The sequence below is a fragment of the Aliiroseovarius sp. B-4 genome (assembly GCF_056857795.1).
Map to the genome: position 1 here is coordinate 301,411 of NZ_JBSXNV010000039.1, position 26,166 is coordinate 327,576.

Here is a 26,166-nt window from a genome sequence, read left to right on the forward strand (position 1 = left end):
TATATTGGTCGGGCCGCGCCCGCTATCAGAAAGAAAGACGCACGAGATGAGCACTGACGCCCAGACTACCGTTGACCCTGCCGAAGTTGCCAAGTTCGAAGCCATGGCCGCCGAGTGGTGGGATCCGACCGGCAAGTTCAAGCCATTGCACATGATGAACCCTGTGCGTCTGGATTATATCACCAACCAGATTGCCGCAGAGTTCGGGCGTGATCTGGTCGAGGTTGAACCGCTCAAGGGTCTGCGCCTGCTGGACATCGGTTGTGGTGGCGGGTTGCTGTCCGAACCCATGGCGCGGCTGGGGGCCGAGGTTGTCGGTGCAGACGCGGCGGCAGGCAACATTCCGGTTGCACAGGTTCATGCCGAACAGATGGGTCTCGACATTGATTATCGCCACACCACCGCCGAAGCCTTGGCCGACGCAGGTGAACAGTTCGACGTGGTTCTGAATATGGAGGTGGTGGAACACGTCGCCGACCCGCTGGCCTATCTGACCGCCTGTCAGAGACTGTTGAAGCCCGGCGGGCTGATGGTGGCCTCGACCATCAATCGCAATCCGAAAAGTTTCATGGTCGCCATTGTGGGGGCCGAACATGTCATGCGTTGGTTGCCCAAGGGCACGCATGAATGGTCGAAATTCATCACCCCGGAGGAGCTGGCCGATCTGATCGTCAAGGCAGGCCTGACCGAGGTTGACCGCAAGGGCATGGTGTTCAATCCGCTGGGGTGGAGCTGGTCAATCTCGGACCGCGATCTGTCGGTGAACTACGCGATGACCAGCGTGAAGTCGACAAACTAGCGCGGCGGTCAAAATCTGCACCATCAGGTCGGTCGCAAATTCAACGAACCTCACTCCATATCGCTCAGAATCTGGCGCATCTCGCGCAAGACAGGCAGGACGTTGCGCACCTTGTCCGGACCGATTTTCGTGACCATGTTGCCGATGATCGGTGTGATTGCCTGCAACGCCGCGTCGCGCGCTGCCCGACCAGAGGGTGAGATCGTCACGAACTTGCGCCGCGCATCGTCCCAATCCGGCCGGATATGCACGTGTCCGGCCCATTCGAGCTTGTTCAGCGTGTTGGTCATGGCGCCCCGCGTCACGTGAAACGCCTTCGCCAATTGCGCCGGGCTTTTTTCGTCGTTCAGGCGGGCCAAATGATTCAGCACGGAAAAATGGCTCAGCTCCATCCCTTTCGGCAACGCCTTGGACAAGCGGTTGCGCGCCAGTTGATCGGCCATGAACATTTCACTGAACAGGGCGACCGAAAGGGTATCAACCGAGCTTTCTGACATCAGGGGCCTTCAATTTCGCGATCATGGTCAAGCGACGGCACGCGTCGGCGCGACCTTCTCACGTCCGCAAGGTCAAGATCAACCATTGTGATGCCCGGCGTGTCCCCGCCATCTGCCAATACCTCGCCCCAGGGCGAGACAACCAGCGAATGCCCGTGTGTGGCACGCGTCGGCCCGTTCTGCCCGCATTGCGCAGGGGCCAGAACAAACACTCCGTTTTCAATTGCACGGGCGCGCAACAGGCTTTCCCAATGCGCCTTGCCCGTCACGGGCGAAAAGGCGGCGGGCGTGGTGATGATCGTTGCGCCCGCTTTGGCGAGTTTACGATAGAGGTGCGGAAAGCGCATGTCATAACAGATCGTCATACCGAGCTTGCCGAACGGGGTGTCCGCCACAACCGCTTTGCCGCCCGGACGATAGGCCGCGCTTTCGCGATAGGACTCGGTCTCGTCGATCTCGACATCGAACATGTGGATCTTGTCATAGCGGGCGGCGATCTTGCCTTCTGGCGTAATCAGGAAGGACCGGTTGGCAAACCGCCCGTCAGCGTCACCGGTCTTGAGCGCCAGCGACCCGATCAGCAGCCAGACGCCCAGCGCGGCAGCATCCGCCTGTATCGCGCTTAGGAACGGGTCGTCGGCTTCGTGGTGCAACACCGCTTGTTGGTGGCGGCGACTGACCGACAGGATATTACTGACCTCAGGGGTCAAAATGAACGTAGCCCCAGCCTCGGCGGCGTCACGGACCATGCGGCGCACGGTCTTCAGGTTGGCTTCGGGGTCTTCACCTGCGGTAAACTGGATCAGTGCCGTTTTCATACTCTAATCCGCCAGTAAAAGGTCAAGCTTGCCACCGCGCTCCAAGGCGGCCAGATCGTCGTACCCACCAACATGGGTGTCGCCGATGAAGATCTGCGGCACCGTGTGACGCCCGTTCGCACGCTGCATCATTTCCTGCCGCTTGTCCGGGCTCATCACCACGTCGATCTCGTCAAACGACACGCCCTTGCTGTTCAAAAGACGCTTTGCGGCGTGACAATACCCACAAAGCTGCGAGGAATAGATGGTGACAGGCTGCATGAAAGGCTCCGCGTCGTGACAGGCCAAGGCGGCCAGAACGTCCGAAACCTATGCGCCCCGCGTCACGCGGGCAAGGGCCAGCACATTTACGTGATCCGCACCGGCCGCAAGACAGGCCCGTGTGGCGGCATCGAAACTGGCGCCCGAGGTCATCACATCATCCACGAGCAACACGCGACGCCCCTCAAGCGAGCCGCTCTTCTTTGGGCGAGGGCGAATTGCCCCCCGCATGTTTTCGAAGCGTGTATCGACATCCATGCCATCATGGGGGCGTGTTCGCTTTGGCCGCTGCAAGGCATCAGGTATATGCGCGAGGCCTGACGTCTTTGCCAGAAACCGGGCAAGCTCGGCCGATTGGTTATACCGTCGGCGCAGCAGACGCGACCAGTGGATCGGCATCGGCACGATCAGGGTTTCGCGGCAAATCAATGGGGCGGCGGCACGGGCCAGCCAGGGGGCGGCGGCGCGGGCAAGCTCTGGCCGGTCGCCATGTTTAAGCGCCAGAACCAGCCGTCGAGCGTTACCGTCGTATATCATCGCGGCCCGACCCTGTTTCCAGGGTCGTTTCACGGCGAGGCAGGCATCGCAATGGATCGGCGTCCCTTCATCTTCTCCGGGCAAAGGGTCGCCACAAAGATCGCAGGCAAGCCCCTCGATAAACGGGGTCTCGCGCCAGCACGCGCCGCAGAGTGCGAAATCCGCGTCTGTCGGCGCATCACAACTGATGCATTGCGGGGGATACAGAACGCCAAGCACCGATTGCATTTTCTTGCCTTCCTTCTATGGTCCGCGTCCATGACACAGACCGACCCAAACACGCCCCCGCGCCTGACCGATCGCACGCAGCTGGCCCGCAATCGCCGTCGCGCCGCGCCTGACGGGCTGTTTCTGCAAACCCTTGCCGCAGGCGAGGTGAAGGATCGCCTGACAGAGGTTAACAGAACGTTTACCAAACCCGCCGTCGTTACAGGTTTCGCCGATATCTGGGCGCACGCGTTCCCAAAGGCGAAAATCGTTGCGGATGACGACACGCTTAACCTTGAGGTCGGCGCACATGATCTGGTGATCCACGGGCTGTCTCTGCACTGGGCGAATGATCCGGTTGGGCAATTGATACAGGCAAAGCGGGCGTTGGTGCCGGACGGGCTGTTCGTCGGTGTGCTGTTCGGTGGTCAAACCCTGGCCGAGTTGCGCGCCGTTCTGGCCGAGATCGAGATCGAGATGACCGGCGGCTTGTCGCCTCGCATCCTGCCGATGGGAGAGATCCGCGACCTTGGCGCGCTGTTGCAGCGGGCGGGCTTCGCGTTGCCGGTGGCTGACAGCGATCTGCGCGAAGTCTCTTATGAAAACGCCACTGCGCTGATCCGCGATCTACGCTTGATGGGCGAACGAAATGCGCTGGATCAGAGACTGAATACGCCGCTCTCCCGCACGTTTCTGTCCGCTGTGAATAACCGCTATGCCAAACATTTCCCAGCGGGCGGTGGCCGCATCACCGCGAGCTTCGATCTGGTGTTTTTGACCGGCTGGGCACCCGATGACAGCCAGCCCAAACCCCTGCGTCCCGGATCTGCTGCGGCGCGCCTGGCTGAAGCGTTGGGCACGGATGAGACCAAATTGTCCGATTGACACCATTCCCCCAGCCCGCGATTGATCCAAGGTGCGAAACGGAGCGTAGATATGACCATGAAAAAGCCAGCCGACCACCCCTCATTGCCCGCCCGCAAGGTTGGCGTTCTGTTCGCCAATCTGGGCACACCAGATGGCTATGACTACTGGTCCATGCGCCGCTATCTGAGCGAGTTTCTGTCCGACAAGCGGGTGATCGACTATCCCGCGTGGAAGTGGCAGCCCATTTTGCAAGGCATCATCCTGACCAAGCGGCCTTTTTCATCGGGCGAAGCGTACAAGTCGATCTGGAACGAGGATCTGGGTGAAAGCCCCTTGATGACAATCACCAAGCAGCAAGTCACCAAGCTACGCGAAGGGTTGGAAAAGCGCTTTGGTGCGGAAATAGTCACAGATTTCTGTATGCGCTACGGCAACCCATCCACCAAATCCAAGGTGCGGGACATGGTCGCGGCTGGCTGTGATCGCATCTTGTTCTTTCCGCTTTATCCACAATATGCGGGGGCAACGATGGGCACCGCGAACGACCAGTTTTTCCGCGCCCTGATGGACGAGCCATGGCAACCTGCCAGCCGCACCATAGAACCCTATTTCGACGACCCGGCCTATATCGACGCGCTGGCCCGGTCGGTCGAACGCGGCTATACGGCGATAAAGAAGAAGCCCGACCTGCTGGTCGTATCCTACCACGGAATGCCCGAACGCTATTTGCAGCAGGGTGATCCGTATCACTGCCAATGCCAGAAAAGCACCCGCCTGTTGAAAGAGCGGTTGGGTTGGGGCGACGACGACATCACCACCACTTTCCAGTCGGTTTTTGGGCCTGAGGAATGGCTGAAGCCTTACACGGTAAAAGAGGTCGCGCGCCTGGCCGAGAGCGGCAAGAAGAACATCGCCGTGATCGCGCCCGCGTTTTCGGCCGATTGCATAGAAACACTTGAGGAAATTCAGGAAGAGATTCAGGAGGCCTTTGTCGAGGCAGGCGGCGAAAGTTTCACCTATATCCCCTGCCTGAACGATGACGACGCCCACATCGCAGCGCTGCTGGGTGTGGCTGAACGCAATCTGGCAGGCTGGCTTGAATAGTGTCTAATCCACCTGCCAACCGCGTTTTCGCAAGGTGCGCAAGATCTGACCCTCGCAATCCTCTGCATCGGCGCGGATCGCGTTCAGCATCGTGAACCAGTAAAGATAGCGATCGAATTCCGGTGTTATGGTCTGGACCGCATCGAACGCTTCTTGCACGCCCAAATCATGCACATTGGCGGCGATATGGTGGAAATCTATCCGTCCAAACAGCACGGTGGGCTTGGCAAAGAAGTATCCAAACAATGCGGCGGATGAATTTTGTGACACGACAAACCGGCATGCGGTCAGCGCCTGCTTCATCTCTCCGGTCGTGACAGCCAAGTTTGACTGACGCGCGCGTAGTGCTTCAAGAGCCTCGTTTTCAGCTTGAGTGTAAGCCTCGGACGGATGTAGCCCGACCAGCACGGGTATGTCGGGGAACCGGGTCGCAACCTGCTCAACCATCTCGATTGGGCTGACGGCCTGAAAGCTACGATGGCTCAGCAGCCGGCCCTGCAATGGCACATATATGGGACCATCTTTGGTCACATGTGACGCAGCCCCCTGGAACAACCATCTGCGCCACTTGTCTGCCCAGGCTTTTGCCGTGTCGGGGTCGACCTCGGACGGATCGAACGTCTTTTTTGCAACCTCGAACTCCCACCGTTTGGACGAGGCTTCAATCCGCCAGAACGGATAGAAATAGCTGCGCCGCATGGTCAGCGCGTTGGCGTGCAGCGGATCATCCATCAGAAACAGGGAATAGCCGTTGCGGGCGGCAGACGCCAAACGCTCCAAGTCACTATTCTTGCGATACTCGACCCGAAACCCGCGCTTCTCCAGCACCAATGCAATCTTGTTCACAAAGTTGAACTTGCCCTGCCGCGCGCGCTGTAACGGCTCGGGGTCAAGATAGACGCGTAGGATTTTTGCGACCGGCATGTCTGCACGCTAGCCCCCGATCCTGACAAGAACAAGCCGGGGTGCTTGTCTGGCCTGTCACCCACGTCCATATAGGGTGAAGATTAACGGAGGCGACATGGCAGATACGGATTTTCCCGGATGGCACGGCACTACAATCATTGGTGTGCGCAGGGGCGGTAAAGTGGTGATAGCAGGCGACGGACAGGTCAGCCTTGGTCAAACGGTCATCAAGGGCACGGCGCGCAAGGTGCGCAAGCTGTCACCCGGCGGGTTTGACGTGGTGGCGGGGTTCGCCGGGTCCACCGCGGATGCTTTCACCCTGCTGGAGCGTCTGGAAAAGAAGCTGGAAGCAACCCCGGGGCAGTTGGCGCGCGCATCTGTTGAGTTGGCGAAAGACTGGCGGACGGACAAATATCTGCAAAAGCTCGAAGCCATGCTGATCGTCACTGACGGTAAAGAGCTTTTGGTGATCACAGGCGCGGGCGACGTGCTGGAACCCGAACATGACGTGGCCGCAATTGGGTCGGGCGGCAACTTCGCGCTCGCCGCCGCACGGGGCCTGATGGAAACCGATCTGGATGCCGAAGCCGTGGCGCGTAAGGCGATGGCGATTGCCGCAGACATCTGTGTTTATACCAACGGCAACCTTACAGTCGAGGAGATCGGCGCATGACCGACCTGACCCCCCGCGAAATCGTCAGCGAGCTGGATCGCTATATCATCGGGCAAAAAGACGCCAAGCGCGCGGTGGCTGTGGCGCTGCGCAACCGTTGGCGGCGCAAGCAGCTGACCGACGATTTGCGCGACGAAGTATATCCCAAGAACATCCTGATGATCGGTCCCACCGGCGTCGGCAAGACCGAGATCAGCCGCCGGCTGGCCAAGCTCGCCCGCGCGCCGTTTATCAAGGTTGAAGCAACAAAGTTCACCGAGGTCGGATATGTCGGACGTGATGTCGAACAGATCGTGCGCGATCTGGTGGACGCCGCGATCATGCAAACGCGCGAGCACATGCGCGAGGATGTGAAAGCCCGCGCCGAAGCCGCTGCGGAAGAGCGGGTGATCGAAGCCATCGCCGGCACCGATGCCCGCGACAGCACGCGAGAGATGTTTCGCAAGAAGCTGCACTCGGGCGAGCTGGACGACCACGAGGTCGAATTGGAGATCGCCGACAGTTCAAACCCCATGCAAATGCTCGATGTGCCCGGCCAGCCGGGGCAGGGTATGGGTATGCTGAACCTTGGTGACATGTTCGGCAAAGCCTTCGGTCAGCGCACGGTGAAAAAGAAAATGACGGTGCGTGACAGTTATGACATTCTGATCTCGGACGAGGCCGACAAGCTGCTGGACGATGAAACCGTGACCCGTGCTGCGCTGGAATCTGTCGAACAGAACGGTATCGTTTTTCTGGACGAGATCGACAAGGTTTGCGCTCGCGCCGATGCACGAGGCGCCGATGTCAGCCGCGAGGGCGTGCAACGCGATCTGTTGCCCCTGATCGAAGGCACAACGGTGTCGACCAAGCATGGACCGGTGAAAACCGACCATATCCTGTTCATCGCCTCGGGCGCATTTCACGTGGCCAAGCCATCGGACCTTTTGCCAGAGCTTCAAGGCCGCCTGCCCATTCGGGTCGAGCTGCGTGCGCTGACGGAAGAGGATTTCGTGCGCATTCTGACCGAAACCGACAATGCGCTGACGCGGCAATATACGGCGCTGATGAACACAGAACAGGTGACGGTTGAATTCACGGAAAACGGCATCGCCGCACTGGCGCGGATTGCGGCAGAGGTCAATCAAAGCGTTGAAAATATCGGCGCGCGGCGGCTTTACACTGTGCTTGAGCGTGTGTTCGAGGAGCTGAGCTTTACCGCCCCGGATCGGGCGGGCGACAAGATCGTCGTCGACAAGGCTTTCGTGGATCAGAACCTCGGTGAATTGATGACCGCCACAGATGTGAGCCGCTACATGCTTTGATGTCTATGCAGACGCCAAATCCTCGGGTATCCAATAGCGGAACCCGGGGAGCGACGCGTGCGTATTGTTCATCACCTTGTCCTTATCTTGATGCTTGCCTCCTGCGCGCCGCGCGGGAAAATCACTTTGTTCCAGGGGGCGGCCGACACTGGCGACCTGCAACGTATCTATGTGGGCACCACGCGCGAGATGGACGCCCAGGGCTTTCCAAGCGGCGGTCGCAGTCGCGAGTTGATTTTCGGGCAATACAACGTCTCGGTCCCGCCCGAGCGCGAGCCGGGCAGCATCGAATGGCCACGGCGCAAGACACCTGATCCGGCCAGGCACTTCCTGCTGGACAGTTTCCTGCCCCTGACGACAGAGGGCGATTTCCGCACCGCGCTTCGCGGCGAGCTTGCTCATCGGCGGGCCGAACAGCGCACAGCGATCATTTTCGTGCATGGCTTCAACAACAATTTCGCAGAAGGCCTGTATCGGTTTGCGCAGATATCCGAGGATTTGGATCTGCCATTCCTTCCGGTTCATTACTCTTGGCCCAGCGCCGGGCATCCGCTGGGGTATGGGTATGACCGCGATTCGATGTTGATCGCGCGCGACGGGCTTGAGGCAACGATCCGCGCGGTTGCCGCATCCGGTGCGGACGAGATCCTGTTGGTTGGGCATTCAATGGGTGCGCTGCTGGCCATGGAGACCATGCGCCAGATGACCATTGCCGACGGTCAAAACGGATTGCGTAAAATCAGTGGCGTCATCCTGATATCGCCCGACATCGATATTGACGTTTTCCGCGCGCAGGCCGACCGGATCGGTGAACTGCCGCAGCCGTTTTATATCTTTACCTCGACCCGTGACATCGCGCTGCGCCTGTCTGCCGGCCTGACAGGACAAACCGCGCGTTTGGGCAACACAACCGACGTTCAGAAGCTGGCCGAACTTGACGTGACGATGGTTGATATTTCGGCGTTCAGCGATGGCAAGATCGACCACGCGACCGCCTTGGCTTCGCCATCCTTCTTGCGCCTGCTACAGCGCGTGCCAGACCTTGGCACGGCATATGGCGGCGATCCGTCAACGCGCGTTGGGCTTATTCCTGGCACGGTTCTGGTGGTTCAGAACGCAACGCGGCTGATCGTTACGCCCATCACGCAATAGCGGTTAGCGTCGTCGGCGCAGATAGACGTAATACGCCCCTTGCCCACCGTGTTTCAGATGCGCTTCGGATATTTGAAGCACATATTGTTTCAGCGGCATGGTGTTCAGCCAATGTGGCACCTGATGGCGCAACACACCATGGCGTACGGGAATCGGCCCGCCATCGTCGCGATGCTTCCCTTTCCCGGTGATCACCAGAACCAACCGTCGATCGGCAGCAGCAGCATCTAGGATGAACCGCACCAGCACGGGATGGGCCTGCGCAATGGTCATGCCATGCAGATCAATCCGCGCTTCTGGCGACAGACGCCCCTTTTTCATCTTGCCGAAAATCTTGCGATCCATCGACACCGGCTGGCTGGCGACACTGTTGGACAGAGACGGGGCAAGATTATGGGGCTGGGCGTTTGGCTGGGCGCGCTGCCCAATCTGAAACGCCGGAGGTCTGGATTTTGGATGCGGCTTCCGTGACGCTGGCGCGGGCTTTGTGGTGGGAAGCTCGGTCAGCGGGCGGGTCGCCGCGTGCATCCGCTCGGTGCTGTCCGTCACCTTTTTCCACAACGCCCTGTCCTCGGCGCTCAGATGTCTGGGGCGGCGGGCCATTCCTATTCCTCGGGCAGGATGGCAAAGGCGCGCTGGATCGGCAGCAGAACCACCATGCGGCCTTCATCGCGAATCTGTCCTGCCAGACGCCCCGCGCGCTCACCCGTGCCCCAGAATATGTCTGCACGCTGTGCGCCTTTGACCCGAGACCCGGTATCCTGCGCGACCATAAGGCGATTAAAAGGCTCTTTGCCTTTCTTCTCTAACCAGACAGGCGCGCCCAATGCCGTATATTCGGGATCCACCGCCACCGATCGATGCGCCGTGATCGAACGGTTCATCGCTCCTAGCGGTCCGCGATCTGTCGCCACTTTCCCGATCACACGGAAGAACACATAGGACGGGTTGGACAACAGAAGTTCACGCCCCGCCTCGGGATTGCGTTTCACCCAATTCTGAATGACCCGTTGCGAGACCTGATGTTCGTTATAGACACCCTGTCGGACCAATTCATTGCCTAACGACATGAGGTTGTGCCCGTTCGACCCCCCATACCCCAACCGAATGGTGCCCCCTTCGGCCAGTCGAATGCGTCCAGAGCCCTGAATTTGCAGAAACTGAAGCTCAACCGGGTCTTCGACCCAGGCGATCTCTAGCCCGCGACCCTCAAGCGCGCCGCCCTCCTCGATCTCGCGCCGCGACAGCCAGACATCGCCCGATGTCAGTTCTGGCGGCTTTCGATACACCGGATAGCGATAGCGCGGCGATTGCGTGCGTGATCCGCGGATCTCGGGTTCGTAATAGGCGGTGAACAACGGGTCGTTTCCGTCGCGGATCAGGACGGGGCGAAAGAAAAGTTCGAAGAAGGTTTTGCCATCATCCTGTTGGGCGGCAAGGGCGCAGATGGGTCGCCATTGCGCATCATCCAGGTCGTGACAGGTGTCCAGGAACACTCCCAGCGCCTCTTGATGGTTGTCGCGGTCCCAACCATCAAGATCATCAAACGAAAGAATTGTGATGTCGGCGTCATCCAGATCCGCCGATGCGGGCGTGCCCAAAAGGGCCAGCGCAAGTGCCAGCCCCCGAAACATCATCCACCTGTGGCGACAAGCTGCCAGTTCGGGTTGTCAGACCCCATGACCCGCGCAAAGGTCCAGACGTCTTTCTGGCGTTTCACTTCGTTGGGGTTGCCTTCGATAATGTCGCCGCCCTTGTCGCGCACGACCGAAGTCAGTTCGCCGATAAACCGCACAGACACTTCGCCTTCGTTTGTGTCGGGGTTGAATTCAGCGTCGACAAGTTTCAGCTCTCGCAGACCAACGAAATTGGCGTCGACCGACAGGCCTTTCTTTTCACGCGCCTCTATGACCGAGGCGAAGGTCTCATACACATCGTCGGCCAGGAAGGGCTTGATCTGGGCCAGATCTCCGGCTTCGAACCCCATCAGGATCATCTCGTACGCACCACGTGCACCGCCCAGAAACTCGCTGACGTTGAACGACGGTTCGGCACCCTTCATCGCGGCCAGTGCTTGCGCGGCCGAACTGCCTTCGGGAACGTGGTCGGTGATGTCGCTGTCGGGACCGCCTTGGATCACTTCAAGCTGGTCACGGCCAAGGCGGCGATCATCGTTTCGCGTCACCACGGGCTTTTCGAATCCTTCACGCGTCCCAAGCACATCGCGCAGGCGTAAAATCAGAAACAGGGCAATTCCGGCAAGCACCAGAAGCTGGATCAGGGATGAGCTCATTTATACCTCTTTTCAAGCGCGATATGGAAACGCGTCAACCGGAGACATATGTAGGTGCTGAGCGGGGCCAAGTCCACCGTTCGAAACGAAAAGGAGGCCTGCCTTATGTGGCTTTTTGCGCTGTTCATCGCCGTTCCACTGATCGAGATCGCCCTGTTCATTCAGGTTGGGGGGGCAATCGGCCTGTGGCCAACGCTTGCGATCGTTGTTTTGACTGCTGTTGTTGGCACCCAGTTGATGCGCGCGCAGGGGGCTTTGGCGCTGTCACAACTGCGTGAAAGTTTTGGTCAACTGAACGATCCGACCGAACCATTGGCCCATGGCGCGATGATCCTGTTCTCTGGTGCGCTTCTGCTGACGCCCGGATTCTTTACCGACGTCGTGGGGTTTGCGCTGCTGATCCCTGCTGTGCGCCGCGCGGTTTACAACTGGGCGCGATCGCGCATTCAGGTTCGGACCTTCACAATGGGGCAAGACGGTCCACAACAAGGCCCACGACGTCCACATCACCCCGAGGATGATGTGATTGACGGCGATTTCACCGATGTGACGCCAGAAAAGAAACGCCCGACACATCCGGGCGTGGAGGGCCCCTCAGGCTGGACCAAACACTGAGCTTGCGTGCTTGGACATGTAAATTTTCAGCCAGGGCGTGAAGGCATCAGGCGTCGCGGCGATCTTCTGTTCCAGTGTCGCCCGGTCAAGCCACTGCACCGCTTGCACTTCTGACGGATTCAGCGTGATGCCCGGTGTTTCATCGGTGTGGATAACGAACATGTCGACGACCTCGTGTTCGATCAGCCCGCCGCCAACGTCGGCGCGATATTCCAGCCGCTCGACCCATTTGGGGTGAACCCCCGTGATCCCCAGTTCTTCCTCCAGCCGCCGGATGGCACAATCTCGCGGGTCTTCGTTCCAATGGGGGTGGGTGCAACAAGTGTTCGCCCATTTGTTCGGCGTATGATATTTGCCCGCCGCACGCTGCTGGATCAATACCTTGTCCGCGTGAAACAAAAACACCGACACGGCCTTGTGTTTCATGCCTTCGACATGGGCGTGCAGCTTTTCAACCGGGGTAAGGGTGCCGTCTATCCAGGCGGGGATCATATCAGTCATAGCGCCCAGATACCGCCAAACCGAGCGCGGTAAAACCCTTTGTTGAGGGTGCCGGGGCAAGGTGATAAGCACATGCCAACAGTTTTTCCCGAAGGAGAAGATCATGGCCGAGGAAGCCAAAGCACAAACCCCCCCCGTTCAGCCCAAGATGCAGGTTCTTGGCCAGTTCATCCGCGACCTCTCGTTTGAAAACATTCTGGCCCAGAAGGGCGTGCAGGGCGAAGTTCAGCCCGACATCAATGTTGAAGTCGCGCTGGATGCCAAGAAGCGTCCGGCGGACAACCAGTTCGAAGTGATCTCGAAATATACAATCGGGTCGAAAAACAAGAACGGCGGCGAGCAGTTGTTCCTGATGGAGTTGGAATATGCCGGTATCTTTCAGGTCGAAAACGTGCCGGAAGATCAGATGCACCCGTTCCTGATGATCGAATGCCCGCGCATGTTGTTCCCCTTCGTGCGTCGCATCGTTGCCGACGTGACCCGCGATGGCGGCTTCCCATCTCTGAACCTGGATACCGTTGATTTCCTTGCGCTGTATCGCCACGAGATCGAACGACGTGTGGCTGCCGAACAGGGCGGTGCAAAGGTCAACTGATCCGGACCATCTAACCTAGCGATAGGTTTTCCAGACAGCGCCGTCGCCCAGCTTTTCGACGAAAGCTTCATGGGCGACGGCTTCTTCTTTTGTAATCCTTGATGATAGGGGCGTCGGGCGTTGTGTCGCGCGCCATGCGCCAGCAGCGCCCGGCCCTGCCGAGGCATCCTGATCAGGGGCCAGCACAAGATCAGGCTGCCGACCGCCGATCAGTTCCAGATACACCTCGGCCAGAATTTCACTGTCCAACAGCGCGCCGTGCAGGGTTCGGGATGAATTGTCGATGCCGAACCGGCGACACAGCGCATCCAGCGACGCCGGCGCACCGGGAAACTTCTTGCGCGCGATGACCAGCGTGTCGGTGGCCTGTTCCCATGGGATCGCGGGCAGATCCATCCATTTCAGCTCGGCATTCAGGAACTTCATGTCAAAGCTGGCATTGTGGATGACCAACCGGGCGTCGCCAATGAAATCGAGGAAAGCCTGACCGACCGTTTTGAATACCGGTTTATCTTTCAACGTCACCTCGCCCGCCTGCGCCGCGCGGGGGGTCAGAAGCAAATCAGGGCCGATCCCGTGGACGCCAAACGCCTCTTCCGGCATGTCCCGCTCCGGGTTGATATATTGGTGAAAGGTCTTACCGGTTGGCATGTGGTTATAAAGCTCAAGACACCCGATTTCGACGATCCGGTCGCCGCCATCCGGGTCAAACCCCGTGGTTTCCGTATCCAGCACAATCTCACGCATGGGACAAACGCTCCTTCACCTGGGCGACCACCGCTTTCACGGCGGCGCGCGCGTCTTCCAGTGTGTCCGTCGGGATCACCACATCCGCGCGCTTTCGTTTTTCAGCATCCGGCATCTGTTTTGCAAGGATTGCTTTGAACTGTTCCTCGGTCATGGTGCTGCGCGCCAGAACCCGCTCCCGCTGCACATCAACTGGAGCCGAGGCAGCAACGACAAGGTCCACCTGCGCATCCGTGCCGGTTTCGAAAAGCAGGGGAATATCAAGCACCACAATCGGAGCTTCGGCATTGGCAATGAAGTCGGCCCGATCCTCTGCGACCAGCGGATGGACCACGGCTTCGATCCGTTTCAGTGCCGCTGAATCCCTGCCGATCCAGTCTTTCAACACACCCCTGTCCACTGCCCCGGCAACGATTGCCTCTGGGCAGATCGCGCGCAGTGGTTCAACCGCCGCCCCGCCGGGGGCATAGATACGGTGAACCGCCGCATCGGCATCCCAAACGGGCACGCCTTCTTGCGCAAACATGGCCGCGGTTGTGGATTTTCCCATGCCAATCGACCCGGTCAGACCAATGATGAACGGGTCGTTCATGGACCAAGCACCGCATTGCGCAGCGCATCATCGACCACCGGGCGTAGTCCGAACCAGCGTTCAAACCCCGGAACCGCCTGATGTAAAAGCATTCCAAGCCCGTCTACGGTGGCGCATCCGGCTTTCTCTGCCTCCTCCAGAAAATGTGTGCGCAGCGGCGTATAGACCAGATCAGTGACCACAGCTTTGGGGTTGAACCCATCCAAGGGCACGCGGAAATCGGGTTTCCCCACCATACCAAGTGACGTGGTGTTCACAGCCGTCGTCGCTTCATCGAGCATATTGCCGGCTTGCAACCAGTCGAACACCTTGATCCGATTTCCAAACTCGGCCCGAAGTGCGTCGGACCGGGCGCGGGTGCGATTGGCCAGACGGATCTCGGGCACACCGACCTCGATCAGCGACGCGATAACGGCACGGGCAGCGCCACCGGCGCCAAACACGGCTGCCGGGCCTGTTTCCGGAGCCCAATCGGGCGCACCTTGGCGCAAATTTTCGGTAAATCCGTAACCGTCTGTATTATCAGCGTAAATCTTTCCGTCCGGGCGGAAGATCAGTGTATTGGCCGCCCCGATCAGCGCGGCACGATCGGTCACAGTATCGGCCATGTTCAGCGCCGTTTCCTTGTGCGGTATCGTCACGTTCACACCGACAAACCCCGCCTTTGGAAGCGTGCGAATGACTTGCGCAAAATCTTCGTTACTGACACGCATCGGAATATAAAACCCTGGTATCAAATTCGTCCGCAGCCAATGCCCATGCAAGCGGGGCGACAATGAATGCTCAATCGGGTCACCAATCACGCCAGCCAATGGGATACGTCGTTCACTCATATTTCAAGATCTCCTCGCAAGATCAGGTATGACAGCAGCTCTGTCAGCGGCAAACCCAGAACATTAAAATAGTCGCCATCCACTTTGGCAAACAGGCGAACGCCCTCTTCTTCCAGCTTGTAAGCCCCGACGGCGTGGCGAATACTGTTCCAATTGCGGGTGACATAACTGTCAATGTAGTCGCGCGACAGCTCTCGCATTCGCAGTCGCACAACACCCACATGTCGCCAGACCGCTTTGCCGTCCTGATACAGAACGGCTGCTGACAACAAGCGATGGGTCTGACCCGACATCATGGCCAGTTGCGCTTTCGCTTCCACTTCGTCCCGTGGTTTAGACAGAACCTCGCCCCCAAGTTCGGCAATTTGATCGCATCCAAGAACCAGACGACCCGGATTCTTCTCGCTGATTTTGCGCGCCTTGAATTCGGCCAGCGCGTCGGCAACGTCACGTGGGCTTGCGCCCTCTGCTTCCAATGACGCGCGGATGGTTTCTTCGTCGATTCGGGCGGGCTGCACGTCGATTTCAACCTCGGCGTTGCGAAGCAATTGCGCCCGAATGTCCGAAGCCGATGCCAGGATCAGGGAAGTGGCCATGTGATAACCCTGTGGAAAAACTCTGTTTGTTCCGGTGTTCGGAAGTTCGGATAACACGTCCCTTACGACACAACTGGATAACTCACCTCTTTCCTAGGACAGTTTTCGGGATTGCTCCACTGGGGAAAGTGGTTTTCGCGAAGGTGAGGTTTTTCGCCCACCCTATCTTTTTATCCTATCGGTTGTCCTCAGCGTGTTATCGAGATTACCGCGATATATTAATGTGTTACACTGTTATTCCCACAAACCAATTTCCTGTTATCCACCTGTTTATAAAAGCAGGGACAACTCAATAATCCCCATTACTCACAACCCCTACATAAACATCATCTTTCTTTCTTCTTCTTTATTAATTTAAGAAGGGCGGGCCGGGTCAAGTAAACAGGGGTGCAAAGAATGGGCGAATTTCTGGCCGATATTTATCCATGGACGAAATCGCTTCACATTATGTCGGTGATTGCATGGATGGCCGGGCTTTTCTATCTGCCACGCCTGTTTGTGTATCATACCGAGGTCGTCGGTTCAGGCAACGAAACGGATGACCTGTTTCAGACCATGGAGCGTCGTCTGCTCAAGGCGATCATGAACCCGTCGATGATAAGCACCTGGCTGTTTGGTCTGCTTCTGGTGTTGACCCCCGGCATTGTCGATTGGTCAATGATCTGGCCATGGGTCAAGGGTCTGTCGGTTATCCTGATGACGTGGTTTCACATGTGGCTTGGCGGGCGGCGAAAGGATTTCGTCGCCGGGACCAACACGCTGACCGGTCGGCGCTATCGGTTGATGAACGAGTTTCCGACCGTTCTGATGCTGGTCATCGTCTTCTCGGTTGTTCTGAAATTCTGAGATCGTTGACTCACACAGCAATCCGCCGTATGTGACGTTCAACGCGGGCCGTCCGGCCACGCATGTTTCCCATTCCTACTTTGACCGCATTGCCGCGCGCATGCTGTCCTGAGGCAATCCCAGAGTATTCCCATGTCCGATAACCGTCTGAACCTTGCAGAGCTGAAAGCCAAAAGCCCGAAAGAGCTTGTCGATATGGCTGAAGAGCTTGAAATCGAAAACGCCTCCACGATGCGTAAGGGCGAGATGATGTTCTCGATCCTGAAAGAACTGGCCGATGATGAGTGGATCATCGGCGGCGACGGCGTGTTGGAGGTGGTCCAGGACGGGTTTGGTTTCCTGCGTTCGCCGGAAGCGAACTATCTGTCTGGGCCAGACGATATCTATGTCTCGCCAGATATGATTCGGCAATATTCGCTGCGCACCGGTGATACGATTGAAGGCATCATTCAGGCACCGGGCGAAAATGAAAACTACTTTGCCATCACATCGGTCGAGAAGATCAATTTCGGAGACCCCGAACTGGCCAAACACAAGGTGGCATTTGACAACCTGACACCGCTTTACCCAGACGAACGTCTGAAGATGGAGATCGAAGATCCCACCATCAAGGACCGGTCGGCCCGGATCATCGACCTTGTGTCCCCGATCGGAAAGGGTCAGCGGGCACTGATTGTTGCCCCGCCCCGGACCGGTAAAACCGTGCTGCTGCAAAACATTGCCCATTCGATCGCGACCAACCATCCCGAATGCTATCTGATCGTTCTTCTGATTGATGAGCGCCCGGAAGAGGTGACGGACATGCAACGGTCTGTGAAGGGCGAGGTCGTGTCTTCGACATTTGACGAACCCGCAACCCGTCACGTTGCCGTTGCTGAAATGGTGATCGAGAAGGCGAAGCGGCTGGTTGAACACAAACGCGATGTGGTGATCTTGCTTGATTCTATCACACGGCTGGGTCGTGCATTCAACACGACCGTCCCGTCGTCCGGTAAGGTTCTGACCGGTGGTGTGGATGCCAACGCGCTGCAACGCCCAAAGCGGTTCTTCGGTGCGGCCCGGAATATCGAGGAAGGTGGATCGCTGACCATCATCTCCACCGCGCTGATCGACACCGGCTCGCGGATGGACGAGGTGATCTTTGAAGAATTCAAAGGCACCGGCAACTCCGAGATTGTTCTGGATCGCAAGGTCGCCGACAAGCGCGTGTATCCGGCCATCGACATCCTGAAATCCGGCACCCGGAAAGAAGAGCTGTTGGTGGACGCAAAAGATTTGCAGAAAAGCTATGTTTTGCGGCGGATTCTGAACCCGATGGGCACCACAGACGCGATTGAATTCCTGATCTCGAAATTGAAGCAAACCAAGACGAACAGTGAGTTCTTCGATTCTATGAACACGTAACTTATTGTTATAAAACAATGGGTTAATTATGGATACGATCTATTCTCTTGCCAGTGCCCGGGGTAAATCGGGTGTCGCCGTGGTCCGGATTTCCGGGCCACATGCGTTTTTGGCTGCGCAAGACATGGCGGGCGGTCTGCCGGCGATCCGCAAGGCAGGATTGCGCAATCTGAAGACAGCAGATGGGCGCGTTCTGGACGAAGCTATTGTGCTGTGTTTCGATGATGGGGCCAGCTTTACGGGCGAGCCTGTGGTCGAGTTTCAGCTTCATGGCTCCACCGCTGTTGTGCGTGCAGTGCTTGATGAACTGTCAAGCTTCCCCGACCTTCGCCTGGCTGAACCAGGCGAGTTTACCCGACGCGCGCTGGAGAACGAACGTCTGGATCTGGCGCAAGTCGAAGGTCTCGCCGATCTTCTGGATGCGGAAACAGAAGCCCAGCGGCGGCAGGCCTTCAACATCCTGTCCGGCGCGTTGGGGGGGCTGGCAGAAGTCTGGCGCCGCGACCTGATCCGGGCAGCGGCGCTACTGGAAGCGACGATTGATTTTGCTGACGAAGATGTGCCGGTTGATGTGTCACCCGAAGTCGAGGCGCTTTTGGATGGCGTTCTGACGACGCTCCGATCCGAGACCGCCGGCACCCGTATTGCCGAGCGCATCCGCGATGGGTTCGAGGTCGCGATTGTGGGTGCGCCAAATGCGGGGAAATCGACCTTGCTGAATGCGCTTGCCGGACGGGACGCCGCAATCACTTCCGAGGTGGCTGGCACCACGCGTGACGTGATCGAAGTTCAAATGGAGCTTGCAGGTCTTCCGGTGACGGTTCTGGATACGGCTGGCCTGCGCGAAGCTCAAGATGCTGTTGAAGCGATTGGCGTCGAACGGGCGCTTACGCGCGCGAAAGCCGCCGATCTGCGAGTGTTTCTGAAATCCGACATGGATGAGACCATGCCGTTGATGCCCGGAGCCGAGGATATCGTCGTGTATGGGAAGGCCGATCTGCGGAGTTCAAATGAGCTGGCAGTCTCTGGCCTGACCGGGAAGGGCGTTGATAAGCTTGTTGCCCGAATCGCATATTTGTTGGAAGACCGGGTCAAAGGGGCGGGTATCGCGACGCGTGCGCGGCACAGGGTTGCAATGGAACGCGCGCTGGCTGCTTTGGACGACGCTCGAATTGAGCTAGGACACGGTCCAGATCGGGCCGAGTTTGCGGCGGAAGAAATTCGCACCGCCATTCGCGCCCTTGATAGTTTGGTGGGCCGTATCGATGTAGAGCATCTGTTGGATGAAATCTTTGCAAGCTTTTGTCTTGGGAAGTAACGGCGCGAATTTGGACATGGAGTGTTTCACGTGAAACATCTGGATTACGATGTGATCGTTGTTGGCGGAGGCCACGCAGGCGCAGATGCGGCACACGCGTCTGCCCGCCTCGGTGCGCGCACCGCATTGATTACACTTCGCAAAAGCGACCTGGGCGTCATGTCTTGCAATCCCGCCATCGGCGGGCTTGGAAAAGGTCATTTGGTGCGAGAAATTGACGCGATGGACGGGCTGATGGGGCGTGTCGCCGACCGGGCGGGCATTCAGTTTCGCCTGCTGAACCGGCGTAAAGGGCCAGCAGTGCAAGGCCCGCGCGCGCAGGCCGACCGCAAACTGTACCGCGCCGCGATGCAGGCCGAGATTTCAAGGACGCCAAATCTGGTGGTCATCGAAGGCGAAGCGACTGATCTGGTGATGGATGGTCAGCGGGTCGCTGGCGTGGTCTTGCAGGATGGCAGCACGCTAGGATCGCACGCGGTCATCCTGACCACAGGCACCTTTCTGCGCGGCATCATCCATGTAGGGGATCAGCAAAGTGAGGGTGGCCGTATGGGGGATCGACCTTCGGTCAGGCTGGCCGAACGGATCGACGGTTTTGGCCTGCCGCTCGGGCGACTCAAGACCGGGACGCCGCCACGGCTGGACGGGCGCACCATCAACTGGGATATTCTGGACAGCCAACCGGGGGACGACGACCCGGTGGTGTTTTCATTTTTGAACAACAAACCCGACGCCCGGCAGATTTCTTGTGGAATCACGCATACCAATACCCAAACCCATGATATAATTCGTGAAAATCTAGAACGCTCCGCGATGTATGGCGGTCATATCGAAGGGGTAGGCCCACGATACTGCCCCTCAATCGAAGACAAGATCGTCCGGTTTGCTGACAAGGATTCGCATCAGATTTTTCTTGAGCCTGAGGGGCTGGACGATCACACCGTTTATCCTAACGGCATCAGCACATCCTTGCCGGTCGAGGTGCAGGTGGCCTATGTCCGCTCAATCATCGGGCTTGAGAAAGCTGAGATATTACAGCCGGGCTATGCGATTGAATACGACTATGTCGACCCACGATCTTTGACAGAGACGTTGCGGCTTCGCGATGTGCCAGGCTTGTATTTGGCGGGACAAATAAACGGGACAACCGGATACGAAGAAGCCGCCGCCCAAGGTCTGATCGCTGGTCTGAATGCGGCGCTGACCGCCCTGGATCGGGAGCCGGTCATCTTTTCACGCGCGAACTCGTATATGGGCGTAATGGTCGATGACCTGATCACACGTGGTGTGACGGAACCATACCGCATGTTTACGTCGCGGGCAGAATACCGTCTGTCATTGCGAGCGGACAATGCTGACCAGCGCCTGACGCCACTTGCAATTTCGCTTGGTTGCGCGGGCGAGCTGCGCCAGAAAGCCTTTGAAAACAAGGCTAAGGGCCTTTCACGGGCAAAAGAGGCGCTGACGGAACGGACGTTTACACCGCAAGATCTTGAAAAACTGGGAATGACAGTGCGCAAGGACGGCACAAAGCGCACCGCGTTCGAGCTTTTGGCATTCCCGACCGTGGATTATGCGATGATCACGCAACTGGACCCATCGCTTGCAGACATACCGGATGATATCCAAACGCAGATTTCGCGGGACGCCATGTATGCGAATTACATCGAGCGTCAGGCACGCGATGTGGAGGCGTTGCAGCGTGACGAAGCACACCGCATCCCCGATGATTTTCTGTATGAGGACCTCGAAGGGCTTTCGAATGAATTGGCCAGCAAACTAACGCTTGCGCGCCCCAGAACGCTTGCCCAAGCGAGCCGCGTCGAGGGGATGACACCTGCCGCGCTGACCTTGATATTGGCCAGATTGCGTCGCGCAGGCCGAAAGCGGTCGGCATGACGGATCAGAGCGCGCTTGCGGGGCTTGATGTTTCACGTGAAACAATGGATCGGTTGAAGACCTATGCGGCCCTGCTGGAAAAATGGAATCCCGCGATAAATCTTGTCGCCCCGTCAACGCTGTCATCCTTGTGGACCCGCCACTTTCAGGATTCCGCGCAGATATTCGATTTGTCGCCGAAAGAAGTGGGGAAGTGGTGCGATATGGGCGCGGGCGGAGGTTTTCCGGGGCTGATTGTTGCCATTTTGGCCCATGAACGCGATCCTGACCGAAACACGATCTGCATCGAAAGCGATATGCGCAAGGCCACGTTTCTGCGAACGGTCGTGCGCGAAACCGGTGTTAAGGCTTCCATAATCTCTGAACGAATCGAGGCGGTTGCGCCATCAGGGGCGGATGTGGTGTCAGCCCGGGCGTTGGCGTCGCTGGCCGATCTTTTGGGCTATGCGGATCGGCACTTGAAGCCGGGCGGGGTGGGGGTTTTCCTGAAAGGGGAAAATTACCGCGCTGAGGTCGAAGAAGCGCTTGAAAAATGGCAGTTTGAACTTGATACATATCCCAGCAAGACCAACCCGAACGCCGTTGTTTTGAAAATCGGAGATCTAGAACGTGCCTGATATTATCAATGGCCATGGCCCGAAGATCATCGCGATCACAAATCAAAAAGGCGGTGTGGGCAAAACAACGACCACAATCAACCTGGGTGCCGCGCTGGCCGAGACAGGAAGCAAAGTGCTTTTGATCGACCTTGATCCGCAAGGAAATGCCTCAACTGGACTAGGTGTTGAGGTCGCGGATCGGAAGCTCACAACATATGACCTATTGCTGGAAGAGGCGCTGTTGACGGACGTCCTGCAAGAGACCGATGTCGAGAACCTGTTTATCGCGCCTGCAACCACTGATTTGTCCTCGGCGGATATTGAGCTGGTGTCGAATGAAAAACGCAGCCACCTGTTACATGACGCGGTGCGCGCGACGGGTTTAAGCCAGCTGGGTCTGGACTATATCCTGATTGACTGTCCGCCGTCGCTCAACCTTCTGACGGTCAATGCGCTGGTGGCCGCAGACAGCGTTCTGATCCCATTGCAAAGTGAATTTTTTGCGCTGGAAGGTCTTTCACAACTGATGCTGACCATTCGTGAGGTGCGCCAGACGGCCAATTCCAACCTCCGGATCGAGGGGATCGTGCTGACCATGTTCGACACTCGAAACAACCTGTCCCGCCAGGTAGAGGCAGATGCCCGCGACAATCTGGGAGAGCTTGTGTTCGACACCATGATCCCGCGCAATGTTCGGGTCAGCGAAGCGCCGTCTTTCGCGTTGCCGGTTCTGATGTATGATCCCATGTCGAAGGGCAGTCAGGCTTACCGCGATTTGGCATCCGAACTGTCCATACGCAACAGAAGAGGCTGAGATGAGCAGGAACCAAAAACAACGTGGTCTGGGTCGCGGTCTGTCTGCGCTGATGGCCGATGTCACAACCGAAGAAACGCCAAGCACGCAATCCCCGCGGCGCGCCGATCTTGTTGTGCCGGTGGAGAAAATTACGCCCAACCCAGAACAGCCCCGGCGTCAGTTCACTGAAGAGCAGCTGAATGATTTGGCCGCATCCATCCGCGAAAAGGGCGTGATCCAGCCTTTGATCGTCCGCCCCAAGCCTGGTGCGGACGGCGAGTACGAGATCGTCGCCGGCGAGCGGCGCTGGCGGGCGTCGCAAATGGCGCAACTTCACGAACTACCTGTTATCGTTAGAGAATATAGCGATACCGAGGCGTTGGAAGTCGCGATCATTGAAAACATCCAGCGCGCAGACCTGAACGCCATTGAAGAGGCCGCGGGCTATCGTGACCTGATGAATCGGTTTGGCCATACGCAAGAAAAAGTCTCGGAAGCGCTTGGCAAAAGCCGCAGCCACATCGCGAACCTGCTGCGGTTGCTGAACCTGCCTGACGAAGTGCAGGATTTTGTGAGAGATGGGAAGCTAAGCGCCGGACATGCACGCACCTTGGTAACGGCAGACAACCCGGTTGAATTGGCACGCCAGATCATCGCAAAGGGTTTGTCGGTGCGAGCCGCCGAGGCTCTGGCGAAATCACCGAAGCCAAACGCATCGAGACCACCGCGCCAAAAGGCCGAGAAAGATGCGGACACCCGTGCGCTTGAGGGTGACTTGTCCGCCGCCCTGGGAATGAACGTTCAGATTGATCACGCAGCAGGTGGGGAGAGCGGAACCGTTTCGGTGCGTTACGCCTCGCTAGACGATCTGGATACGCTGTGCGGAAAACTGTCGTCCTAGCCGGGAATCAATTCGCGAAGAATACCATTCAATACCGGGAGGCCCTTGTTGGTTGCCAGCAAGCTGTGGCCTTTGACGAGGATCAAGCCAAGATCGCTTAACTCGTTGATCTTGTTTGAATCTAACGTGAAGCCGAGTTGCCTATCAAGGCGATGAAGGTCTAAACCTTCCGTGGTGCGAAGCCCCATCAATAAAAACTCGGTGATCTGTTCATCGCGGGGCAGGGTGGCGCGCTGGCTTTCGCCCTGACCCGACGTTGCCGCCGACAACCATCTTGCCGGGGCCAGCGCCGTTTCAGTGGCAAACCGCGCGCCGCCCAAAGTCAGTCGTCCATGCGCACCGGGACCGATACCCACCCAATCCCCAGATCGCCAGTAAATGCGATTGTGCTGGCTTTCCTGTCCTGGCTTGGCGTGGTTCGATACTTCGTAGGCGGGCAGTCCGGCGGCGTCACACAGCGATTGCGTCAGGAAATACATGTCGGTCGCCAGATCTTCTTCGGGCAATCCGCGCAGTTTTCCCGCCTCAAATCGCGCGCCAAAAGCTGTTCCCGGCTCGACGGTCAGTTGATACAGGGACAGGTGATCGGGGTCGTAATCCAGAGCTTCCTCAAGCTCGGCTTGCCAGGCGGACAGCGTCTGATCCTGTCGCGCATAGATCAGGTCGAAACTGACCCGGTCAAACAGCGATTTCGCCAAGGTTAGAGCCTTTTTTGCCTCGTTGACCGAATGCAGCCTTCCCAGCCGCTTCAGATCCGGATCGTTCAGCGCCTGAATACCAATGGAGATCCGATTGACGCCCACTGCTCTGTAACCTGCGAAATTCTGTGCTTCGATCGAGCCGGGGTTGGCTTCCAACGTGATCTCAATGTCGTTGGCGAAGGTCCAGTGTTGCGCGGCACGCTCAATAATCGCGCCGACCGTTGCGGGGGCCATCAGGCTTGGGGTGCCGCCACCAAAATAAATCGAGCCGAGCACACGATCCGGCGTTTCGGATGCATAGCGGTCGATTTCCGCGACATAAGCCTCAAGCCAGGCATCGTGGTCAATTGATGCGACGACGTGGCTGTTGAAATCGCAATAGGGGCATTTGGATTGGCAGAAGGGCCAGTGGACGTAAAGCCCGAAGCCACCGATCTGCCAATTCTCAAGCAAAGGCGCCCCGCACCAGTTTGGCGAAAGCGTCGGCGCGGTGACTCATCTGATGCTTTTTTGCGGGGGCCATTTCGCCGAACGTGATGTCATGGCCATCCGGGATGAAGATCGGATCGTATCCAAAACCCTTATCACCGCGCATGGGCCAAGTGAGCGATCCATCAACCCTGCCTTCGAAGACCTCGTCATGTCCATCAGGCCAGGCCAGACAAAGGGTGCAGCAAAACTGCGCTTTGCGTGGGTGAGGCGCGTTTTTCTCGTCCAGCAGCGCCCATGTCTTTTCCATTGCCGCCGGGAAATCACGGCCATTGGGGGTTTCGGCCCAATCTGCGGTATAAACGCCAGGCGCGCCGTCCAGTGCATCCACCATGATGCCACTGTCATCGGACAGCGCGGGCAGGCCAGCGGCGTTTGCGGCGAAATGCGCCTTGATCCGGGCGTTCCCGACGAAGGTGTCTTCGGTTTCCTCGGGTTCTTCCAAGCCGAGAGCGCCCGCAGACGTCACCGCGACCCCGAAAGGCTCTAACAAAGCAGAAATCTCGCGCAACTTTCCGTCGTTATGGGTCGCGATGACCAATTCCGTGCCCGTGAACTTGCGCATTAGCCCGTTGCCTCCAGCTGAGCGGCCACAAGCTCGGATACGCCTTTGTCGGCAAGATCCATCAGTTCGTTCATCTGATCGCGCGTGAAAGTGGATCCTTCGGCGGACATCTGCACCTCGATCAGCTTCGGACCGCACAGCACGAAATTGCCATCCACGCCGGCTTCTGAATCTTCGGGGTAATCCAGATCAAGCACCGGCTGACCGGCATAGATACCACACGACACGGCGGCGACTGGATCCATCAGCGGGTCGGTGGTGATGTCTTTGGCCTTCAGCAGCTTGTTCACCGCCAGACGCAGGGCCACCCAACCACCGGTGATCGCCGCACAACGCGTGCCACCATCGGCTTGAATGACATCGCAATCCACGGTGATCTGGCGTTCACCAAGCGCCACAAGGTCTATGCCAGCACGCAGCGACCGCCCGATCAGGCGTTGAATTTCAACAGTGCGCCCGCCTTGCTTGCCCGACGCAGCCTCGCGGCGCATCCGAGACCCGGTGGAGCGGGGCAACATCCCATATTCTGCCGTCAGCCAACCCTTGCCGGAATTGCGCAAAAATGGCGGCACGCGTTCTTCAAGCGAGGCGGTGCACAACACATGCGTGTCGCCCACTTTGATCATACAAGACCCCTCTGCATGCTTTGTTACTCCGGTCTCAATTGAAATCGGGCGCATTTGATCTAGATTCCGACCTGACGGGCGCATGGGCTTCCCCCTTTGTTTCATGTTCAAAGGCGTGATACCCA

Annotated in this window: 31 protein-coding genes; 15 read left to right on the top strand and 16 right to left on the bottom strand. The window is 58.0% G+C overall.

All coding sequences use genetic code 11. The annotated features are described in order from the left end of the window. The first annotated feature begins 46 nt into the window (after positions 1-46). Complete coding sequence (ubiG, locus tag AC13C8_RS12410) at positions 47-799, top strand: bifunctional 2-polyprenyl-6-hydroxyphenol methylase/3-demethylubiquinol 3-O-methyltransferase UbiG (RefSeq protein ID WP_482847585.1); 753 nt, start codon at positions 47-49, stop codon at positions 797-799. Positions 800-849: 50 nt separating this feature from the next. Here ubiG and AC13C8_RS12415 read toward each other — a convergent pair whose 3' ends face one another. Genes AC13C8_RS12415 through AC13C8_RS12430 form a run of 4 tightly spaced genes read right to left on the bottom strand, consistent with a single transcriptional unit; the run spans position 850 to position 3,140 of the window. Beyond that, a complete protein-coding gene (locus AC13C8_RS12415) occupies positions 850-1,296 on the bottom strand; it encodes a MarR family winged helix-turn-helix transcriptional regulator (protein WP_091427603.1) in 447 nt (148 codons plus the stop codon). Further along, positions 1,296-2,114, bottom strand: coding sequence for a carbon-nitrogen hydrolase family protein (locus tag AC13C8_RS12420; protein ID WP_482847587.1), 819 nt, complete (start codon positions 2,112-2,114; stop codon positions 1,296-1,298). The genes AC13C8_RS12415 and AC13C8_RS12420 overlap by 1 nt, the downstream gene beginning before the upstream one ends. Before the next feature lie 3 nt (positions 2,115-2,117). Then, positions 2,118-2,375, bottom strand: coding sequence for a glutaredoxin 3 (gene grxC / locus AC13C8_RS12425; RefSeq protein ID WP_091427607.1), 258 nt, complete (start codon positions 2,373-2,375; stop codon positions 2,118-2,120). Between the two features lie 48 nt (positions 2,376-2,423). Beyond that, entirely contained in the window at positions 2,424-3,140 is a 717-nt protein-coding gene (locus tag AC13C8_RS12430; RefSeq protein WP_482847589.1) for a double zinc ribbon domain-containing protein, read from the bottom strand. Positions 3,141-3,170: 30 nt separating this feature from the next. Between AC13C8_RS12430 and AC13C8_RS12435 the strand changes: the two genes are divergently transcribed. Both AC13C8_RS12435 and hemH read left to right on the top strand, forming a co-directional pair. Next, positions 3,171-4,004, top strand: coding sequence for a methyltransferase domain-containing protein (locus AC13C8_RS12435; protein ID WP_482847591.1), 834 nt, complete (start codon positions 3,171-3,173; stop codon positions 4,002-4,004). 51 nt (positions 4,005-4,055) lie between these two features. Beyond that, positions 4,056-5,090: a ferrochelatase gene (gene hemH / locus AC13C8_RS12440; RefSeq protein WP_482847593.1), complete on the top strand. Its 1,035-nt coding sequence runs from the start codon at positions 4,056-4,058 to the stop codon at positions 5,088-5,090. Between the two features lie 3 nt (positions 5,091-5,093). On the opposite strand, the gene AC13C8_RS12445 is transcribed toward hemH, so the two are convergent. After that, a complete protein-coding gene (locus tag AC13C8_RS12445; protein WP_482847594.1) occupies positions 5,094-6,014 on the bottom strand; it encodes a hypothetical protein in 921 nt (306 codons plus the stop codon). 97 nt (positions 6,015-6,111) lie between these two features. On the opposite strand from AC13C8_RS12445, the gene hslV reads away from it, so the two are divergent. The 3 genes from hslV to AC13C8_RS12460 are packed head-to-tail and all read left to right on the top strand — an operon-like array spanning position 6,112 to position 9,125. Then, on the top strand, positions 6,112-6,669 hold the full coding sequence (gene hslV, locus AC13C8_RS12450; protein WP_482847596.1) for an ATP-dependent protease subunit HslV: 558 nt from the start codon (positions 6,112-6,114) through the stop codon (positions 6,667-6,669). Then, complete coding sequence (hslU, locus tag AC13C8_RS12455) at positions 6,666-7,973, top strand: ATP-dependent protease ATPase subunit HslU (RefSeq protein WP_091427616.1); 1,308 nt, start codon at positions 6,666-6,668, stop codon at positions 7,971-7,973. The genes hslV and hslU overlap by 4 nt, the downstream gene beginning before the upstream one ends. Positions 7,974-8,030: 57 nt before the next feature. Further along, positions 8,031-9,125, top strand: a complete 1,095-nt coding sequence (locus tag AC13C8_RS12460; protein WP_143064266.1) for an alpha/beta hydrolase — start codon at positions 8,031-8,033, stop codon at positions 9,123-9,125. Positions 9,126-9,128: 3 nt separating this feature from the next. Here AC13C8_RS12460 and AC13C8_RS12465 read toward each other — a convergent pair whose 3' ends face one another. Genes AC13C8_RS12465 through AC13C8_RS12475 form a run of 3 tightly spaced genes read right to left on the bottom strand, consistent with a single transcriptional unit; the run spans position 9,129 to position 11,418 of the window. After that, the gene (locus AC13C8_RS12465) at positions 9,129-9,728 is read right to left on the bottom strand and encodes a Smr/MutS family protein (protein ID WP_482847597.1); all 600 of its coding nucleotides are present in this window, start codon (positions 9,726-9,728) and stop codon (positions 9,129-9,131) included. A 2-nt stretch (positions 9,729-9,730) separates the two neighbouring features. Further along, positions 9,731-10,759: a murein transglycosylase A gene (mltA, locus tag AC13C8_RS12470; RefSeq protein ID WP_482847874.1), complete on the bottom strand. Its 1,029-nt coding sequence runs from the start codon at positions 10,757-10,759 to the stop codon at positions 9,731-9,733. After that, complete coding sequence (locus AC13C8_RS12475; RefSeq protein WP_091427622.1) at positions 10,759-11,418, bottom strand: Tim44/TimA family putative adaptor protein; 660 nt, start codon at positions 11,416-11,418, stop codon at positions 10,759-10,761. The genes mltA and AC13C8_RS12475 overlap by 1 nt, the downstream gene beginning before the upstream one ends. A 105-nt stretch (positions 11,419-11,523) precedes the next feature. On the opposite strand from AC13C8_RS12475, the gene AC13C8_RS12480 reads away from it, so the two are divergent. Continuing rightward, positions 11,524-12,033, top strand: a complete 510-nt coding sequence (locus AC13C8_RS12480; protein ID WP_482847598.1) for an FxsA family protein — start codon at positions 11,524-11,526, stop codon at positions 12,031-12,033. Here the strand turns inward: AC13C8_RS12480 and idi are convergent. Next, a complete protein-coding gene (idi, locus tag AC13C8_RS12485) occupies positions 12,013-12,534 on the bottom strand; it encodes an isopentenyl-diphosphate delta-isomerase (RefSeq protein WP_482847600.1) in 522 nt (173 codons plus the stop codon). The genes AC13C8_RS12480 and idi overlap by 21 nt on opposite strands. Positions 12,535-12,637: 103 nt before the next feature. Between idi and secB the strand changes: the two genes are divergently transcribed. Next, complete coding sequence (gene secB / locus AC13C8_RS12490) at positions 12,638-13,129, top strand: protein-export chaperone SecB (RefSeq protein WP_091427628.1); 492 nt, start codon at positions 12,638-12,640, stop codon at positions 13,127-13,129. A 15-nt stretch (positions 13,130-13,144) separates the two neighbouring features. Here the strand turns inward: secB and dnaQ are convergent, their stop codons facing one another. From dnaQ to AC13C8_RS12510, 4 genes are read right to left on the bottom strand one after another with little or no spacing between them, the layout of a single operon-like run. Further along, a complete protein-coding gene (gene dnaQ, locus AC13C8_RS12495; RefSeq protein WP_482847601.1) occupies positions 13,145-13,876 on the bottom strand; it encodes a DNA polymerase III subunit epsilon in 732 nt (243 codons plus the stop codon). After that, positions 13,869-14,468: a dephospho-CoA kinase gene (gene coaE / locus AC13C8_RS12500; RefSeq protein ID WP_091427632.1), complete on the bottom strand. Its 600-nt coding sequence runs from the start codon at positions 14,466-14,468 to the stop codon at positions 13,869-13,871. The genes dnaQ and coaE overlap by 8 nt, the downstream gene beginning before the upstream one ends. Further along, positions 14,465-15,301: a shikimate dehydrogenase gene (locus tag AC13C8_RS12505; RefSeq protein ID WP_091427633.1), complete on the bottom strand. Its 837-nt coding sequence runs from the start codon at positions 15,299-15,301 to the stop codon at positions 14,465-14,467. The genes coaE and AC13C8_RS12505 overlap by 4 nt, the downstream gene beginning before the upstream one ends. Then, positions 15,298-15,897, bottom strand: a complete 600-nt coding sequence (locus tag AC13C8_RS12510) for a Maf family nucleotide pyrophosphatase (protein WP_091427635.1) — start codon at positions 15,895-15,897, stop codon at positions 15,298-15,300. The genes AC13C8_RS12505 and AC13C8_RS12510 overlap by 4 nt, the downstream gene beginning before the upstream one ends. Positions 15,898-16,293: 396 nt before the next feature. Between AC13C8_RS12510 and AC13C8_RS12515 the strand changes: the two genes are divergently transcribed. The 7 genes from AC13C8_RS12515 to AC13C8_RS12545 all read left to right on the top strand — a co-directional run bounded on the left by AC13C8_RS12515 (position 16,294) and on the right by AC13C8_RS12545 (position 23,660). Then, on the top strand, positions 16,294-16,743 hold the full coding sequence (locus tag AC13C8_RS12515; RefSeq protein WP_482847603.1) for a CopD family protein: 450 nt from the start codon (positions 16,294-16,296) through the stop codon (positions 16,741-16,743). Positions 16,744-16,875: 132 nt separating this feature from the next. After that, positions 16,876-18,147, top strand: coding sequence for a transcription termination factor Rho (rho, locus tag AC13C8_RS12520; RefSeq protein ID WP_091427636.1), 1,272 nt, complete (start codon positions 16,876-16,878; stop codon positions 18,145-18,147). Between the two features lie 28 nt (positions 18,148-18,175). Further along, positions 18,176-19,465, top strand: a complete 1,290-nt coding sequence (mnmE, locus tag AC13C8_RS12525) for a tRNA uridine-5-carboxymethylaminomethyl(34) synthesis GTPase MnmE (protein ID WP_482847605.1) — start codon at positions 18,176-18,178, stop codon at positions 19,463-19,465. Positions 19,466-19,486: 21 nt separating this feature from the next. Further along, entirely contained in the window at positions 19,487-21,364 is a 1,878-nt protein-coding gene (mnmG, locus tag AC13C8_RS12530) for a tRNA uridine-5-carboxymethylaminomethyl(34) synthesis enzyme MnmG (protein ID WP_482847607.1), read from the top strand. Next, on the top strand, positions 21,361-21,981 hold the full coding sequence (gene rsmG, locus AC13C8_RS12535; RefSeq protein WP_482847608.1) for a 16S rRNA (guanine(527)-N(7))-methyltransferase RsmG: 621 nt from the start codon (positions 21,361-21,363) through the stop codon (positions 21,979-21,981). Before mnmG ends, rsmG begins: the two co-directional genes overlap by 4 nt. Further along, positions 21,974-22,777: a ParA family protein gene (locus tag AC13C8_RS12540; protein WP_091427643.1), complete on the top strand. Its 804-nt coding sequence runs from the start codon at positions 21,974-21,976 to the stop codon at positions 22,775-22,777. The genes rsmG and AC13C8_RS12540 overlap by 8 nt, the downstream gene beginning before the upstream one ends. A gap of 1 nt (position 22,778) precedes the next feature. Continuing rightward, positions 22,779-23,660, top strand: coding sequence for a ParB/RepB/Spo0J family partition protein (locus AC13C8_RS12545; protein ID WP_091427644.1), 882 nt, complete (start codon positions 22,779-22,781; stop codon positions 23,658-23,660). On the opposite strand, the gene hemW is transcribed toward AC13C8_RS12545, so the two are convergent. The 3 genes from hemW to rph are packed head-to-tail and all read right to left on the bottom strand — an operon-like array spanning position 23,657 to position 26,125. Beyond that, the gene (hemW, locus tag AC13C8_RS12550; RefSeq protein WP_482847610.1) at positions 23,657-24,814 is read right to left on the bottom strand and encodes a radical SAM family heme chaperone HemW; all 1,158 of its coding nucleotides are present in this window, start codon (positions 24,812-24,814) and stop codon (positions 23,657-23,659) included. The genes AC13C8_RS12545 and hemW overlap by 4 nt on opposite strands. Further along, positions 24,807-25,415 carry an RdgB/HAM1 family non-canonical purine NTP pyrophosphatase gene (gene rdgB, locus AC13C8_RS12555; RefSeq protein ID WP_482847611.1) on the bottom strand — a complete coding sequence of 203 codons (609 nt, stop codon included), beginning with the start codon at positions 25,413-25,415 and terminating at the stop codon, positions 24,807-24,809. Before rdgB ends, hemW begins: the two co-directional genes overlap by 8 nt. Then, positions 25,415-26,125 (bottom strand): ribonuclease PH, encoded by a 711-nt coding sequence (rph, locus tag AC13C8_RS12560; protein WP_482847612.1) that lies wholly within the window; start codon positions 26,123-26,125, stop codon positions 25,415-25,417. The genes rdgB and rph overlap by 1 nt, the downstream gene beginning before the upstream one ends. Positions 26,126-26,166: the final 41 nt, after the last annotated feature.

Bases quoted from the DNA above. Each gene is read 5' to 3' on its own strand.
- mltA (WP_482847874.1), bottom strand. From the start codon at position 10,759: ATGTTTCGGGGGCTGGCACTTGCGCTGGCCCTTTTGGGCACGCCCGCA.
- hemH (WP_482847593.1), top strand. From the start codon at position 4,056: ATGACCATGAAAAAGCCAGCCGACCACCCCTCATTGCCCGCCCGCAAG.
- AC13C8_RS12510 (WP_091427635.1), bottom strand. From the start codon at position 15,897: ATGGCCACTTCCCTGATCCTGGCATCGGCTTCGGACATTCGGGCGCAA.
- rdgB (WP_482847611.1), bottom strand. From the start codon at position 25,415: ATGCGCAAGTTCACGGGCACGGAATTGGTCATCGCGACCCATAACGAC.
- grxC (WP_091427607.1), bottom strand. From the start codon at position 2,375: ATGCAGCCTGTCACCATCTATTCCTCGCAGCTTTGTGGGTATTGTCAC.
- AC13C8_RS12475 (WP_091427622.1), bottom strand. From the start codon at position 11,418: ATGAGCTCATCCCTGATCCAGCTTCTGGTGCTTGCCGGAATTGCCCTG.
- coaE (WP_091427632.1), bottom strand. From the start codon at position 14,468: ATGAACGACCCGTTCATCATTGGTCTGACCGGGTCGATTGGCATGGGA.
- mnmE (WP_482847605.1), top strand. From the start codon at position 18,176: ATGGATACGATCTATTCTCTTGCCAGTGCCCGGGGTAAATCGGGTGTC.
- AC13C8_RS12420 (WP_482847587.1), bottom strand. From the start codon at position 2,114: ATGAAAACGGCACTGATCCAGTTTACCGCAGGTGAAGACCCCGAAGCC.
- AC13C8_RS12445 (WP_482847594.1), bottom strand. From the start codon at position 6,014: ATGCCGGTCGCAAAAATCCTACGCGTCTATCTTGACCCCGAGCCGTTA.
- AC13C8_RS12545 (WP_091427644.1), top strand. From the start codon at position 22,779: ATGAGCAGGAACCAAAAACAACGTGGTCTGGGTCGCGGTCTGTCTGCG.
- AC13C8_RS12515 (WP_482847603.1), top strand. From the start codon at position 16,294: ATGGGCGAATTTCTGGCCGATATTTATCCATGGACGAAATCGCTTCAC.
- hslU (WP_091427616.1), top strand. From the start codon at position 6,666: ATGACCGACCTGACCCCCCGCGAAATCGTCAGCGAGCTGGATCGCTAT.
- dnaQ (WP_482847601.1), bottom strand. From the start codon at position 13,876: ATGCGTGAGATTGTGCTGGATACGGAAACCACGGGGTTTGACCCGGAT.
- ubiG (WP_482847585.1), top strand. From the start codon at position 47: ATGAGCACTGACGCCCAGACTACCGTTGACCCTGCCGAAGTTGCCAAG.
- rho (WP_091427636.1), top strand. From the start codon at position 16,876: ATGTCCGATAACCGTCTGAACCTTGCAGAGCTGAAAGCCAAAAGCCCG.
- secB (WP_091427628.1), top strand. From the start codon at position 12,638: ATGGCCGAGGAAGCCAAAGCACAAACCCCCCCCGTTCAGCCCAAGATG.
- idi (WP_482847600.1), bottom strand. From the start codon at position 12,534: ATGACTGATATGATCCCCGCCTGGATAGACGGCACCCTTACCCCGGTT.
- rsmG (WP_482847608.1), top strand. From the start codon at position 21,361: ATGACGGATCAGAGCGCGCTTGCGGGGCTTGATGTTTCACGTGAAACA.
- AC13C8_RS12430 (WP_482847589.1), bottom strand. From the start codon at position 3,140: ATGCAATCGGTGCTTGGCGTTCTGTATCCCCCGCAATGCATCAGTTGT.
- hslV (WP_482847596.1), top strand. From the start codon at position 6,112: ATGGCAGATACGGATTTTCCCGGATGGCACGGCACTACAATCATTGGT.
- rph (WP_482847612.1), bottom strand. From the start codon at position 26,125: ATGCGCCCGTCAGGTCGGAATCTAGATCAAATGCGCCCGATTTCAATT.
- AC13C8_RS12435 (WP_482847591.1), top strand. From the start codon at position 3,171: ATGACACAGACCGACCCAAACACGCCCCCGCGCCTGACCGATCGCACG.
- AC13C8_RS12480 (WP_482847598.1), top strand. From the start codon at position 11,524: ATGTGGCTTTTTGCGCTGTTCATCGCCGTTCCACTGATCGAGATCGCC.
- AC13C8_RS12505 (WP_091427633.1), bottom strand. From the start codon at position 15,301: ATGAGTGAACGACGTATCCCATTGGCTGGCGTGATTGGTGACCCGATT.
- AC13C8_RS12415 (WP_091427603.1), bottom strand. From the start codon at position 1,296: ATGTCAGAAAGCTCGGTTGATACCCTTTCGGTCGCCCTGTTCAGTGAA.
- AC13C8_RS12465 (WP_482847597.1), bottom strand. From the start codon at position 9,728: ATGGCCCGCCGCCCCAGACATCTGAGCGCCGAGGACAGGGCGTTGTGG.